The 14558-nt window shown below is 37.2% G+C and carries 12 protein-coding genes and 1 pseudogene; 5 read left to right on the forward strand and 8 right to left on the reverse strand.

Translation table 11 applies throughout. The annotated features are described in order from the left end of the window. Positions 1-291: 291 nt before the first annotated feature. Positions 292-1834: pseudogene (locus tag AT575_RS03695) on the reverse strand (ABC-F family ATP-binding cassette domain-containing protein). A gap of 139 nt (positions 1835-1973) precedes the next feature. Here AT575_RS03695 and AT575_RS03700 point away from each other — a divergent pair. Beyond that, on the forward strand, positions 1974-3248 hold the full coding sequence (locus AT575_RS03700; RefSeq protein ID WP_102777206.1) for an aminotransferase-like domain-containing protein: 1275 nt from the start codon (positions 1974-1976) through the stop codon (positions 3246-3248). Positions 3249-3287: 39 nt separating this feature from the next. Here AT575_RS03700 and AT575_RS03705 read toward each other — a convergent pair whose 3' ends face one another. From AT575_RS03705 to AT575_RS03735, 7 genes are all read right to left on the reverse strand, one after another. Then, positions 3288-3626, reverse strand: coding sequence for an ATP cone domain-containing protein (locus AT575_RS03705; RefSeq protein ID WP_071793085.1), 339 nt, complete (start codon positions 3624-3626; stop codon positions 3288-3290). A gap of 96 nt (positions 3627-3722) precedes the next feature. Then, the gene (gene dapA, locus AT575_RS03710) at positions 3723-4652 is read right to left on the reverse strand and encodes a 4-hydroxy-tetrahydrodipicolinate synthase (protein WP_102777207.1); all 930 of its coding nucleotides are present in this window, start codon (positions 4650-4652) and stop codon (positions 3723-3725) included. A 51-nt stretch (positions 4653-4703) separates the two neighbouring features. After that, positions 4704-5780 carry an aspartate-semialdehyde dehydrogenase gene (locus AT575_RS03715; RefSeq protein WP_102777208.1) on the reverse strand — a complete coding sequence of 359 codons (1077 nt, stop codon included), beginning with the start codon at positions 5778-5780 and terminating at the stop codon, positions 4704-4706. Between the two features lie 269 nt (positions 5781-6049). Beyond that, a complete protein-coding gene (gene cls / locus AT575_RS03720; protein ID WP_102777209.1) occupies positions 6050-7621 on the reverse strand; it encodes a cardiolipin synthase in 1572 nt (523 codons plus the stop codon). 68 nt (positions 7622-7689) lie between these two features. After that, positions 7690-7977 (reverse strand): DUF1905 domain-containing protein, encoded by a 288-nt coding sequence (locus AT575_RS03725; protein ID WP_102777210.1) that lies wholly within the window; start codon positions 7975-7977, stop codon positions 7690-7692. Positions 7978-8076: 99 nt separating this feature from the next. Beyond that, complete coding sequence (locus tag AT575_RS03730; protein ID WP_102777211.1) at positions 8077-9747, reverse strand: formate--tetrahydrofolate ligase; 1671 nt, start codon at positions 9745-9747, stop codon at positions 8077-8079. A gap of 174 nt (positions 9748-9921) precedes the next feature. Then, positions 9922-10683 (reverse strand): lipoate--protein ligase family protein, encoded by a 762-nt coding sequence (locus AT575_RS03735; RefSeq protein WP_245871446.1) that lies wholly within the window; start codon positions 10681-10683, stop codon positions 9922-9924. Between the two features lie 113 nt (positions 10684-10796). Here AT575_RS03735 and AT575_RS03740 point away from each other — a divergent pair, with 113 nt between their 5' ends. The 4 genes from AT575_RS03740 to AT575_RS03755 all read left to right on the forward strand — a co-directional run bounded on the left by AT575_RS03740 (position 10797) and on the right by AT575_RS03755 (position 14523). Continuing rightward, positions 10797-11483 carry a phosphopantothenate--cysteine ligase gene (locus AT575_RS03740; protein WP_102777213.1) on the forward strand — a complete coding sequence of 229 codons (687 nt, stop codon included), beginning with the start codon at positions 10797-10799 and terminating at the stop codon, positions 11481-11483. After that, a complete protein-coding gene (gene coaC / locus AT575_RS03745) occupies positions 11476-12021 on the forward strand; it encodes a phosphopantothenoylcysteine decarboxylase (RefSeq protein WP_102777214.1) in 546 nt (181 codons plus the stop codon). The genes AT575_RS03740 and coaC overlap by 8 nt, the downstream gene beginning before the upstream one ends. Positions 12022-12092: 71 nt before the next feature. Then, the gene (locus AT575_RS03750) at positions 12093-12662 is read left to right on the forward strand and encodes an ECF transporter S component (protein ID WP_102777215.1); all 570 of its coding nucleotides are present in this window, start codon (positions 12093-12095) and stop codon (positions 12660-12662) included. Positions 12663-12807: 145 nt separating this feature from the next. Next, entirely contained in the window at positions 12808-14523 is a 1716-nt protein-coding gene (locus AT575_RS03755; protein ID WP_102777216.1) for a phospho-sugar mutase, read from the forward strand. The last annotated feature ends 35 nt before the right edge of the window (positions 14524-14558 follow it).

A 14558-nucleotide genomic window follows, 5' to 3' on the forward strand; every position in this document is an offset into this window, starting at 1 on the left:
GTTATTGAATTGAATGGAACACTATTAGTGATTGTCTTATCAAAGGTAGTTTAATGTTAAGTGACCATTCCAATAACTTTGGTGCCGACTTTGATAAGAACAAGCACTATTTAAAGTTTGTAAAATATCTAACAAAGCTTTTAATATAAGGTGTTTATCAAAGTGACTACACTATTTATTATTTATATTGTCATTATACTTTTATTTTAATAACTGGTCAAGGATTTAGCTGTAAAATTGAAAAAAAGTTGAGTTAATACTCAACTTTTCAATAATCATTTTAAAATTTTTTTAAGTCAATTGATTGAAATCCCAGACATCACTGACCCAACCTTGATAAAAATCAGGTTCATGACAGACCATTAAAATAGAGCCTTTATATGCTTGAAGAGCACGTTTTAATTCATCCTTAGCATCCACATCCAAGTGATTGGTTGGTTCGTCCAAGACCAGGACGTTATTTTCACGATTCATGAGGAGACAGAAACGAACTTTAGCTTGTTCTCCACCGGATAAGACCTGAATTTGACTTTCAATATGTTTTGACGTTAAGCACAACGAGCCAAGCTGCCCGAACCTCTGCTTGATTTAGGGATGGAAAGGCATCCCAAACGGCTTCTAGTGGTGTTTGGCGGTTGACACCTGAAACCTCTTGTTCGAAATACCCAAGTTCAATAAAGTCACCCCGTTCAACTTGACCACTTAAAGGTTCAATAATACCCAACAAACTCTTTAAGAGTGTTGATTTACCAATACCATTGGCTCCTGTAATAGCTACTTTTTGGTTGCGTTCGAAATTCAGGGTTAGCGGTTCCTTTGTTAGAGGGCGGTCATAACCAATGACAAGATCTTTGGCTTGGAAGATAAAACGACTCGGTGTCCGAGCTTCTTTAAACTCGAAGGATGGCTTAGGTTTTTCGGACTGCAACTCGATAATATCCATTTTATCAAGTTTCTTTTGACGAGACATAGCCATGTTTCGAGTTGCCACGCGCGCCTTATTCCGATTAACAAAATCTTGTAAATCAGCAATCTCTTTTTGTTGACGTTCATATGCAGCTTCTAACTGCGATTTTTTCATCTCATAAACATCTTTAAATTGGTAATAGTCACCAGAATAACGAACCAAGTCTTGATTCTCAACATGATAAACAATATTGATCACATCATTTAAAAATGGAATGTCATGTGAAATTAGAACAAAAGCATTTTCATAATTCTGAAGATATCGTTTTAACCATTCAATGTGCTCAGCATCCAAATAGTTGGTAGGCTCATCTAGTAATAGAATATCTGGTTTCTCTAATAAGAGCTTGGCTAATAAAATTTTAGTTCTTTGGCCACCCGATAATTCTGTCACATCAGACTCCATACCAAAATCCATAACTCCCAGAGCGCGAGCCACTTCATCGATTTTTGCGTCTAGGGTATAAAAGTCTCTGGATTCTAGACGGTCTTGTAATTCACCAACTTCTTCCATCAGGGCATCGACATCTGCTCCTTCGTCAGCCATTGACATGTAGATATCATTGATGCGGACTTCAGTTTTAAACAACTCATCAAAAGCCGTCCTTAAGATATCGCGAACCGTTTGTCCTGGTTCTAAAACAGTATGCTGATCCAAGTAGCCAGCTGTCACGTATTTTGACCACTCCACTTTTCCCTCATCAGGTTGTAAATGACCAGTAACGATACTCATAAAGGTTGATTTACCCTCACCGTTAGCCCCTACCAAACCAATATGTTCCCCTTTTAAAAGTCGGAAAGAGACATTTTCGAAAATGGCACGATCACCAAATCCATGACTCAAATTTTTTACTTCTAAGATACTCATTTTCTTACCCTTTGCTTCACTAAAAAAGGCCTTATGACGGCACTTACTTACTGTCATTATGGCAAAAATGAAGGCATTTGTCAATCTATGGCCGTTAGGGTAAAATAGTGGTAAATGAATCAACTGTATGGGGACAATTATGACTAGTATCTATCAAAAAATTATCAGAGATCTCAAAGAGTCTATCGACCTTAATCAGCTCAAAAAAGGCGATAGGATACCTTCAGTACGCCAATTGAGCAAGTACTATGCTTGCAGTAAGGATACCGTCCAAAAAGCGCTTCTTGAACTCAAATACCAACGTTATATATATGCTGTTCCAAAAAGTGGTTATTATGTCTTGGGTAAAGTTTCTGATAAAGTAGAAAATCAATTAAGTCTTGAGGATTACCATAATTTCGCATACAGTGACTTCAAACTTTGTCTCAACGAGGCCATGACCAATAATGATAATTACCTCTTTAACTACTACAGCCAAGTTGAAGGACTTGCAGACTTACGTCAGGCACTTGAGCTACATCTTAATCAGCAATCCGTCTACTGTAAGGCCAAAGACATTATCATCACCTCAGGTACCCAACAAGCCCTTTATATCCTTAGTCAATTGCATTTTATGGAAAATAAAGAGATTATCTTATTAGAGAAACCAACCTATAGTCGTATGGARAAGATGGTTAAGGACTTAGGTGTCCCTTTTCAAACTATTCAAAGGACCTTTCAGGGACTTGATTTAGAACAGTTAGAATCCATTTTCCAAAAGGGAAAGATCAAATTTTTCTATACCATCCCCCACTTTTCTAGCCCTCTAGGACTTTCCTATAACAATGCTGAGAAAAAAGCCATCATTGACTTAGCAGAAAAATATGATGTTTATATTATTGAAGATGACTTTATGGGGGATTTTGCGGCCAGTAAACAAGTTCCCATTCATTATTTTGATACCCACCAACGGGTTATCTATCTCAAATCCTTCTCCATGAGTCTCTTTCCTTCACTGCGTATCGGTGCACTGGTTATTCCAGAGACCCTGAAAGACTTATTCTTAAAGCACAAAAGCATGATTGACCTGGATACAAACTTGATTATGCAAAAGGCCCTATCGCTCTACCTGACCAATGGTATGTTTGCCAGGAACTTTCGTCATCTCAGGAACTATTTTCAAGAGAAAATGGACCAAATTGAGGACTATTTGAATGAGAAATACCCAGAACTTGCCTTTCGTATTAGCCCCCAATTTTTGATTTTGGCTTTCTCCAGTCAAATCCCCAAAATTAAGTCCTTGTCTTCTAGGGACTACGAATATTTGCCACTTAGCGATCATACATATATCAAACTCAATCTCTTAAAGGTAAGGCCCGATGTGATTGATAGCTTGATTTCTGATTTGCTTCCAGCGACAGAAACTAGAAAATAGATACACAAAAAAGACAATCGCCAAGCAATTGTCTTTTCTTTATTTTGTTTGTTCAAAGCGTAAATGAACAATAATACTATCACCATAGCCATTTCTTTCCAAATCTCTTTGAAGTCGGTATGAAATATAATGTTCAGCAATATTGATATAACCAGCATCCATTAATCGATTTTCAACTAATGATTGAATCATGTTGATGGTTGGTTTTTCCACTTTAGCATCTTCTAAATCAAGAACAACCTTTTTGGTAACTTGAGCTAGGTTTTGACGCCATACTTCATCAATGACATACACAGTTCGTGCAGCTTTGATGATTGCTTGATAAATTTTATCTGGATCAAATTCAGCAACTTGACCATCACGTTTGATAATTTGCATCGATTAACCTCTTTCATTACTTTTCAAGTTACTTACATTATGCAAATCTTTTAGCACTTTGTCAAGTTATTACTTTTGTTTGAAGCTTAAATTTGCTTAGTAATCAGGTCTTAAGACACCAGTTGACGAATATTCTTGAGGAGCTTTATCTAGGACGATATTGATAATCGCTTCCGCTTCTTGGCGATTACAAGCCACAAGAGGCAAGCGTAGGGGACCAACAGCAAATCCCAGTTCATTTAAAACAGCTTTGACAGGTGCTGGACTTGGCTGTGAGAATAAAGCATTCACTTTTGGCAGGAAACGTCTTTGAATTTGGGCTGCTTTCTTGATATCATTCTCAGAAATAGCCGTAAACATATCAAATATTTCAGGTCCGTTAGTATGTGAAGCCACACTAATCAGACCATCTGCACCCAAATTCATGGCATGAAAAGCCTGTCCATCTTCACCAGTATAGATAAGAAAGTCCTTGGGTTTATTTTCAATCAAATACCCCAAGTGGTCTAAGTTACTACAATCTTTAACACCAATAATATTGGGATGATTTGCTAGTCTTAATAAGGTATCAGGGTGTAAGTCAACGACAACTCGACCCGGGATATTGTATATTATTATGGGTAAACTACTAGCATCAGCAATGGCTTTAAAATGCTGATAAAGTCCTTCCTGACTTGGTTTATTATAATAAGGAACAATGGCTAAACCGGCAGAGAAACCACCGAATTCAGCAACTTCTTTGGCAAAGTCAACGGAATCCCTAGTATCATTAGTCCCAATACCGGCAATCAGTGGAACTCGTCCATCTACAATTTTTTGGACCTCTGCAAAGAGTTCCAATTCTTCTTCGTGGGTTAAAGTTGGACTTTCAGCAGTGGTTCCTGCTAGGAGTAAAGCTTGACTATGATTATCTAAGAGGTACTCTATTAATTTTGGCAAGGCAGTAAAATTGATGGAACCATCGGCATTAAACGGCGTTACTAAGGCAGTAATAATCTGGCAATTCTGTAATTCTTCAAGTGACATGGCGTAACCTTTCATTTGGTGCCAATAAGATGAAACATCTTAAGAGGAGGATTATTTTAATTCAAAAACCATCTCTTCTGTCGGCTTGACTAACTGACGGTCATGCAAGCTTTCTGCAATTTGAACGGAATTCCAAGCAGCACCTTTTAATAAATTATCGGATACCACCCACATATGAATCCCTTTTTCCGCATCTAAGTCTTTTCTGACGCGTCCAACAAAAGTTTCTTTCTGACCAACTGCTTGGACAGCCTGAGGGTAAACTTGGTTTTTGGGATCATCTTCCAAAACAGCCCCAGGAAAGGCCGAAATGGCAGCTTTTACTTGGTCAATTGGAGCGACTTCTTTAGTTTCAATATAAATTGATTCTGAATGAGCTGATAGAACTGGAATACGTACACAGGTTGCTGAAACTTGGATATTCTCGTCTGACATAATTTTCTTAGTTTCATTTGTCATCTTCATCTCTTCATAGGTATAATCATTTTCAGTAAAGAGATCAATTTGAGCTAAGGCGTTAAAGGCAATAGGATAGTGTTTTTTGTCCCCACCTGAAGGCAAGATATTAGCTGTTACCTCTTTAGGATTAAGACCTTCATTAATGACTTGAGCATACTGATTTAAAGTCTCGTTAATTGCTGATTGACCAGCTCCAGATACCGCTTGATAGGTTGAAACAATAATCCGCTCAAGACCCCATTTTTGACGAATTGGCTCTAAAGCAACCATCATTTGGATCGTTGAACAATTTGGACAGGCAACAATTCCTTTATGACTATCTAAGGCATCAGGATTGACTTCAGGAACTACGAGGGGAACTTGAGGATTTTGTCTGAAATAAGAGGTATTATCTACAACGACAGCTCCGGCCTTAACAGCATAAGGTGCAAATTTAGCAGAGGTTGACCCACCAGCCGAGAATAGTGCAATATCGACACCCTCAAAAGAGTCTTCGCGGGTTTCTTCAATAGAGATTTCTTGGCCCTTGAAGGTAAGTATTTTGCCCGCAGAGCGTGCAGAAGCAAGTAAACGAAGATTTTCAATTGGTAAAATTGATTCTTCTAGCATCTTAATCATTTGTGTACCGACTGCACCAGTTGCGCCGACGACTGCTACTGTATATCCCATGGTAGACCTCTTTTCTTAAATATTCTGATATATTTAAAATATTCAAAATTTTATATAAATGTTATTATAGCGTATTTTTATCCAAAAGAAAAGAATAAAAAAAATCCCTGTCCAAAGACAGGGATTTGGGGCATTCAAAGAATGTGATAAAAAGGTTCACACAGTTTATCAAAGTCGGCTCCTGCCTTAATGACCTCCCCGCGCAATAATGGTTAAAATACCATAATCGACTCATCGCATAAAACTATTCTAACAGAAAGGTATTGAGATTACAAGAGAGGTGCAATAGTTTTTACTATAAGACCAATTATTTTTTGATACCAAGGTCTCTCTTTCAAGGCTTGATAGGTAACCAGTTGAGATTTTGCTTCTGTCTCTTGGAAGTCTTTAAGCATATCAGCAATGGTTGAAACACGATAGAGATAAGTTGCACATTCAAAATGATGATACAAACTACGATAATCGAGGTTGATAGAACCCACAACTGCTTTAATGCCATCGCTGACAAATAGTTTAGAGTGGACAAAACCAGGTTGGTACTCATAAATTTTAACACCAGAATCCATCAATGATTTATAGTAAGTTTTGGCTAAGGCATAAGGAATTGCCTTATCCGGTTGACCTGGCATAATGATACGAACATCAACCCCACGTTCAGCAGCAAATCGAATGGCATGTTCCATCTCGCTGTCTAAAATTAAATAAGGGGTCATAATGTAAACATACTCTTTGGCATGATTAAGAATATCAATATAGACGTTTTCGCCGATCTTATCAGTATCTAAAGGTGAATCCCCATACGGAATCAAGAAACCATCAGAAGGTATTGGATTGCTATGTTCTTTTAAATAGGGTTGGATTATGAATTCTTTTTCCGTGGTTGACCACATTTGTAAGAATAAAATCAAGTATGAGTCTACAGCTTCACCCTCAACACGAAGTCCGGCATCTTTCCAATGACCAAAACGGTCCAATTCATTGATATATTCATCAGCTAAATTAATGCCGCCAGTATAGGCAATTTCCCCATCAATGACGACAATTTTCCGGTGATCTCTATAGTTGTAATAAGTTGAAATAAAAGGTGAAATTGGTAAAAAGGCTTTTCCTTGAATACCGATTTCAGCTAATCTTTTGGCGTAATCTGATGATAAGGTTGACAATTCAGTCATGCCATCATATAGAACTCGAACTTCAATACCTTCTCGTACTTTTTCCTCCAAAATAGCAAGAATTTCCCCCCACATTAAACCTTCGGCTATAATGAAAAATTCTAAAAAGATGTATTCTTTAGCATTGAGCAAGTCAGCTTTCAAATCCTCAAAGAAATCTTCTCCCCCAGGATAATAGCGAGTTTGACTATTATTATAAACAGGGAAACTTGCTCGACTGCGTTGTAAGTATTGAACCAGATGGTAGGTCGTAGAGGTTTTATCCTTCAAGATATCAACGACTGCTTCATCATCCTTTAAAAAAGGACGACTTTCTTCTACTAACTGATTAATTCGTTTTTTTAAACCTCGATAGCCCCAGTCAAGTTTAGTATAAATTAACATTAGAGAGCCAAAAAGTGGTGCAATCATAATGAGAATCAACCAAGTCACTCTAGAAATGGCATCCATTTCACTGTTAACCAAATATAAGACGATTAAGACAGTGAATATTGAACCTATCATGGTTAGCCAATAATGATATTGTTCCATCCATACATAGGACTGCATCAAAAAGAGGATTTGTAACAATATGAGTAGGGCAATTAATGTGGCACGACTAAAAATACCACGTAAGAATCCAAGCTTACTTTTGTGAAGTAAGTGTTTCACTTTGATTTTTTTATTTATCTTATGGCCCTCCTATTGTCATTTATTATTAAAAAATATTATAGCATATTTTTCATTTCCTAAAGAATTTATTCTCTTTCAGTGACAGTTATTGTGACAGTATCCCCAATTGACTTGCCGATAGCTTTTTGAATATCTTTACGAATACCAATAATATAACAAATCTTTCCTTCTTCATCTTTAATCCCCATATTGACAACGGAACCATCATAAGGATAATTATCAAAGGTAACGTGCACTTTTGCTCGACCTTTTCCGAATTCTTCTCGAACATTGTAAGGGAAAATGGTATATGCCCCTCCTTTTTCTGGAACGGCATATATTTTTGATTGATAACTATAAATTTTTGAATTCATCTGTATCTCCTTTGGCTTAAGTCTAGCAAAAAATTCAAATTTTGTCAGTTTTATCTTAATACAAAAAAGAGGAAGCTTCCTTCCTCCATTCTTATCTTATTAAAAGAGACCAATAGCTGTTCCATCTTCAGCAACATCCATATTTAATGCGGCAGGCGCTTTAGGCAAACCTGGCATGGTCATGACATCACCGGTTAAGGCCACGATAAAGCCAGCACCAGTCTTTGGAACAAACTCACGAATAGTAATATCAAATCCAGTTGGTGCTCCTAGTAAAAATTGATTATCTGAGAAACTATATTGTGTTTTAGCCATACATACCGGCATTTTATCCCACCCAAATTCAGCAAACTGTTTCAATTGTGTTTTAGCTTTAGCTGAGAATTGAACTGCATCACCACCGTAGATATGCTTAACAATTTTCGTGACTTTTTCTTCGATGCTATCTTGATCGCTGTAAAGGCGTTGATAGTCTGCCTTTTCACTCTCAATGACCTTAACAACTGTTTCTGCTAGTGCAACCCCACCGTCTGCTCCATTAGCCCATACGCTTGCTAATTCAACAGGAACATCAATAGACTGGCACAATTCCTTTAATGCAGCAATTTCAGCTTCTGTATCAGCAACAAACTCATTGATGGCTACGACAACTGGTACTCCGTATTGGCGCATATTTTTCACGTGGCGCTCAAGGTTGGCAAATCCTGCTTTTACAGCTTCAACATTTTCTTGATTTAGATCAGTTTTAGCAACTCCACCATGCATCTTCAATGCTCTAAGAGTCGCTACAACAACTATTGCATCTGGCGTAGTTGGAAGATTAGGCACTTTGATATCTAAGAACTTCTCAGCTCCCAGGTCAGCACCAAATCCTGCTTCTGTTACGGTATAGTCGGCTAATCGCAAAGCTGTTGAGGTAGCAAGAACTGAATTACAGCCGTGAGCAATATTGGCAAATGGACCACCGTGGACAAGGGCTGGCGTGCCATAGATAGTTTGTACCAAGTTTGGCTTAATAGCGTCTTTAAGAATTAAAGTGAGAGCCCCTTCTACTTTTAAATCACGAACATAAATCGGTTTGCGATTGAAGTCATAAGCTACTACAATACTTGCAAGACGTTCCTTCAAATCTTTAAGATCTGTCGCTAAACATAAAATTGCCATAATTTCGGAAGCTACTGTAATGTCAAAACCATCTTCACGAGGAATACCGTTGACTGGGCTACCAAGTCCAACAATAACTTGACGTAAGGCACGATCATTTAGGTCTAATACACGTTTCCAAATGATACGGCGTTGATCGATACCAAGTTCATTTCCTTGTTGTAAATGGTTATCAATTAAAGCAGATAAAGCGTTATTTGCTGTTGTGATGGCATGCATATCTCCAGTAAAGTGAAGATTAATATCTTCCATTGGGAGGACTTGGGCGAATCCACCACCAGCTGCTCCACCCTTTATCCCCATTACAGGACCAAGAGAAGGCTCTCTAAGTGCAATCATGGTCTTTTTACCAATTTTATTTAAGGCATCAGCAAGACCAATACTCATTGTTGACTTACCTTCACCTGCTGGCGTAGGATTAATGGCAGTCACAAGGATTAATTTCCCTAGAGGGTTGTTAACTAGGGAATTAATTTTATCAAATGATAATTTGGCTTTATATTTACCATAGAGCTCAATATCATCTACTCCGATACCAACTTTTTCAACAATCTCTGTAATTGGTTTTAATGGGACACTTTGGGCAATTTCGATATCTGATTTCATGTTAAACTCCTTTTGGTTCTCAAACTAATATAGTCATTATAACATATTTTTTAACATTGCTAATTATTTCGGCTTAAAGCTTATATAATGTTCGTTTTTAATTGGTGTTCATGACTTAATCAATATAATTTTAAGACAACACAATTGTAAAAGCGAACTATAAATTAATACTTCTCATTCTCTAACTTTCATAAAACCTAGGTCACTAAAGGATTTTTCAATCATAGTGATGACTTTTTCAATCCTTAAGTCACTTTCTAGCAGCTGACTTAAATTAGCCATTACTTCCGGTTCCACAATTGGATAAGAAATCGATGATGACTGCGCACCTGCCTCTTGATAAAAATCAGAAATTAATCGACCACGCTGATTCTGGTTACCGTTCACGCTAAGATAAATAGAAACTAATAAAGCATCTTTTTTTCGTCTTTGGGCAATACCAGCAAACTTTTGTCCGTCAATACTTAAATCAAATTTTCCTGGACAATAGGAGTTATCTATTTGGTAGGCTTCAATGGTTTTACCAAAGGGTGCCAAAGTCTTTCGTATTAATTCCACCATTAATTCATAACCGTCGGAAATACGAAAGTTATTTTGATTTATTGGAAGACAAATAGAGAAATTAAGAATACCAGAGTCAGCAACCACTGCTAAACCGCCAATATTACGAACAGCAACTTGATAGCCTTGTTCCTTAATAAAAGAAATTCCTTTTTCTAAATTAGGCAATTGCTGATCTAATAGTCCTAGAATTACTGTTTTTTCCAAAGGCCAATAATGAACAAGGAATTGGTTGGGATTATCATTTACTTCCTCTAGTAATTCTTGAGAATAGACTAAAGCGTGATCAATGTCATTTGTGTGCCTATCTTGAATAATTGTTTTAATGGGTAAATTGCTAAAGTCTCTTAAGCTTTTCATATCTACTCTTTTCATCTTGATTTCTTCTCTATTTTAGCCTAATTCATTGGAATATGCTATCAAGAATAGCTATGAAATCAGGAGTTGAAACGGTTACTAAAATAGTCGATTTATGATAAAATATCTTTATGAAAATTTTAATTACTTCTGGCGGTACTACCGAAAAAATTGATTCCGTTCGTGGCATTACCAATCATTCCACTGGCAAATTAGGTAAAATTATTGCTGAGACTTTTTTAAGAAATGGTCATCAAGTTTCTTTAGTAACAACTGAGAATGCTGTCAAGCCTGAAACCAATCTTAATTTAAGTATTTATAAGATTTCTAATGTTGCAAGTTTGATGGAAACACTTGAGCCTTTGGTTAAAAGTCATGATGTCCTCATCCATAGCATGGCTGTTTCCGATTATACACCAGTTTATATGACGGACTTTGAAAACCTTAAAAATACCCAAGATTTAGACACACTTCTGCACGAAAAGAATACGGAATCAAAGATATCTTCCAATTCCGACTACCAGGTTCTTTTCTTAAAAAAAACACCTAAACTCATCTCCTTGGTCAAAGACTGGAACCCGATGATTCAGTTAATTGGTTTCAAATTACTAGTTGATGTTTGTAAGGATCAATTAATTTCTGTTGCTCGAGCTAGTTTAAGTAAAAATCAAGCCGCTTATATTTTAGCAAACGATCTCAATCAGATTAAAGGTAATCAACACAAGGCCTATCTTGTTTCAGCAACTGAGGCTCTCACCTTGGAAACAAAGGATCAAATTGCTGATGCAATCTATCAGAAAGTGAGCAATAATGACTAAAAATATTACACTGGCTGTAACGGGTAGTATTTCTGCCTATAAAGCAGCTGATTTAACAAGTCTTTTAACAAAAGCTGGCTACAATGTCACCGTCCTAATGACCGAAGCTGCCCAAGCTTTTATCACACCTCTTACCTTGCAAGTCCTCTCTAAAAATACTGTACATCTTGATGTCATGCGAGAAGATGACGTCTCTATTGTCAATCATATCGAACTTGCTAAAAAGACTGATTTATTTCTGCTAGCGCCTGCATCTGCTAATACTATTGCGCATTTGGCTTATGGCTTTGCAGATAATATTGTGACCAGTGTAGCCTTGGCCATTCCCCAAGAAACGCCAAAGTTCTTTGCGCCGGCCATGAATACAAAAATGTTTTTACATCCAGCAACCCAGGAAAACATGAAACGTTTGGAGGCTTATGGTTATCAGCAAATTCAACCAAAATCTGCCCTCTTAGCATGTGGCGATGTTGGTATAGGTGCCTTAGCTAATGTTGATGACATCTATCAGCAAATAATAGGGGTTTTTGAAGCGTAAACCATCTCAGTTTTGTGACATATTATTGTGATAATATTTTAAAAGAAAAATTTTAATGGAGAGTCTTTTTAATGAAAACTAGAAAATCGTCAGATATTGCAACAATCTCAATCTTTTTTGCTATCATGTTACTGATTCATTTTATCAGTTCATTCGTCTTTAATATCTGGCCAGTACCAATCAAACCTACTTTGGTTCACATTCCAGTCATTGTTGCATCGATCATTTATGGACCAAAAATCGGCAGTATTCTTGGGGGCTTAATGGGTATCATTAGTCTTATCACCAATACTATTGTCCTTTTGCCAACAAGCTACCTCTTCTCACCTTTTGTCGAAAATGGTAACTTATACTCATTGATGATTGCAATTGTTCCTCGTGTTTTAATCGGTATCACCCCATACTTCTGCTATAAACTCTTCAAAAACAAAGCTGGACTTATTACAGCTGGTATCCTTGGGTCTCTAACCAATACTATTTTTGTTCTTGGTGGAATTTTCGTCTTTTTCGCAAGTGTCTTTGGAGGCAACATCAAGGCTCTACTGGCAGGGATCGTTTCAACCAACGCCATCGCAGAAATGATTATTTCAGCAATAGTTGTTTTGGCAATTGTACCTACACTTACAAAATTAAAGAAATAACATCAAAAGCATATATCTTAAGGATATATGCTTTTTTGAAAGTAGCTATTTGAAAAATAATTGTAAGTTTACACCGAAAATTAGTGATTTTTACTCTTGAAAATGGTATACTGAAAGCGTTTAAAAAGTAATAAGGAGAAAGCTAATGTCTTATACAGAGAACTTTGAAAAATGGTACAAGGTAACTAATCTTCCAGATTATCTTCGTGAGGAACTTTCACAAATGGATGAAAAAACCAAAGAAGATGCCTTTTATACTAACCTTGAATTTGGTACTGCTGGTATGCGTGGTATCATTGGTTCTGGAACAAACCGTATCAATGTTATTGTTGTTCGTCAGGCTACTGAAGGTTTAGCAAAACTATTAGAATCTAAGGGAGAAGACATCAAAAAACGCGGTGTTGCTATTGCCTATGATTCCCGCCACTTCTCACCAGAATTTGCCTTTGAATCAGCTCAAGTTTTAGCTGCTCATGGTATTAAGTCTTATGTTTTTGAAAGCTTACGACCAACCCCAGAATTATCTTTTGCTGTTCGTCATCTAAATGCTTTTGCTGGTATCATGGTTACCGCAAGTCATAACCCGGCACCATTTAATGGTTATAAAGTTTATGGAGCTGACGGCGGCCAAATGCCTCCTGCAGACGCAGATGCCTTAACAGACTACATTCGTGCTATCGAAGACCCATTCTCTATCGCTCTTGCTGATTTAGAGGAATCAAAAGAAAATGGTCTTATTGAAGTTATCGGTGAAGCTGTCGATCTCGAATACTTAAAAGAAGTTAAAGATGTCAATATAAACCAAGACTTAATTAATGAATTCGGAAAAGACATGAAAATTGTCTACACACCGCTTCATGGTACTGGTGAAATGTTAGCTCGTCGTGCTTTAGAACAAGCTGGTTTTGAATCCGTTGAAGTTGTTGAAGCACAAGCCAAACCAGATCCTGATTTTTCAACTGTTAAATCACCAAATCCAGAAAGCCAAGCAGCTTTTGCAATGGCTGAAGAATTAGGTCGCCAAGTCAATGCGGATGTCTTGGTCGCAACAGACCCAGATGCTGACCGTCTAGGAGTAGAAATTCGTCAAGCTGATGGTTCTTACTGGAATCTTTCAGGTAATCAAATTGGTGCTCTTATCGCTAAATATATTTTAGAAGCACATAAACAAGCTGGTACATTACCTGCCAATGCTGCTCTTGCTAAGTCTATTGTTTCGACTGAGTTGGTGACAAAAATTGCTGAAAGCTATGGCGCTACAATGTTTAACGTCCTAACTGGTTTCAAATTTATTGCTGAAAAAATTCAAGAGTTTGAAGAAAAACACAATCATACTTACATGTTTGGTTTTGAAGAAAGTTTCGGCTACCTTATCAAACCTTTCGTTCGTGATAAAGATGCCATCCAAGCTGTTCTAATGGTTGCTGAGATTGCAGCTTACTACCGCTCACGTGGACTGACATTGGCTGATGGTATTGATGAAATCTATAAGGAATATGGCTACTTTGCAGAAAAGACAATTTCAGTTACCCTTTCTGGTGTTGACGGAGCTGCTGAAATTAAAAAAATCATGGATAAATTCCGTGACAATGCTCCAAGTCAATTTAATGCAACAGATATCGTTTTAACTGAAGATTTCCAAGCTCAAACAGCCAAGTCAGATCAAGGTACTGTTGCTTTGACAACGCCACCAAGTAATGTCCTTAAATACACACTTGCTGATGAATCTTGGTTTGCCGTTCGTCCTTCAGGGACTGAACCAAAAATCAAATTCTACATTGCAACAGTTGGTGACAGTTTAGAAGACGCCAATGCTAAAATTGCAAGTATCGAAGAAGAAATTAATGCCTTTGTAGGCTAATCACAAAAGGAAGTCAGTGACTTCCTTTTGTTTTC

This window comes from Streptococcus penaeicida, from assembly GCF_002887775.1.
Lineage (GTDB): Bacteria > Bacillota > Bacilli > Lactobacillales > Streptococcaceae > Streptococcus > Streptococcus penaeicida.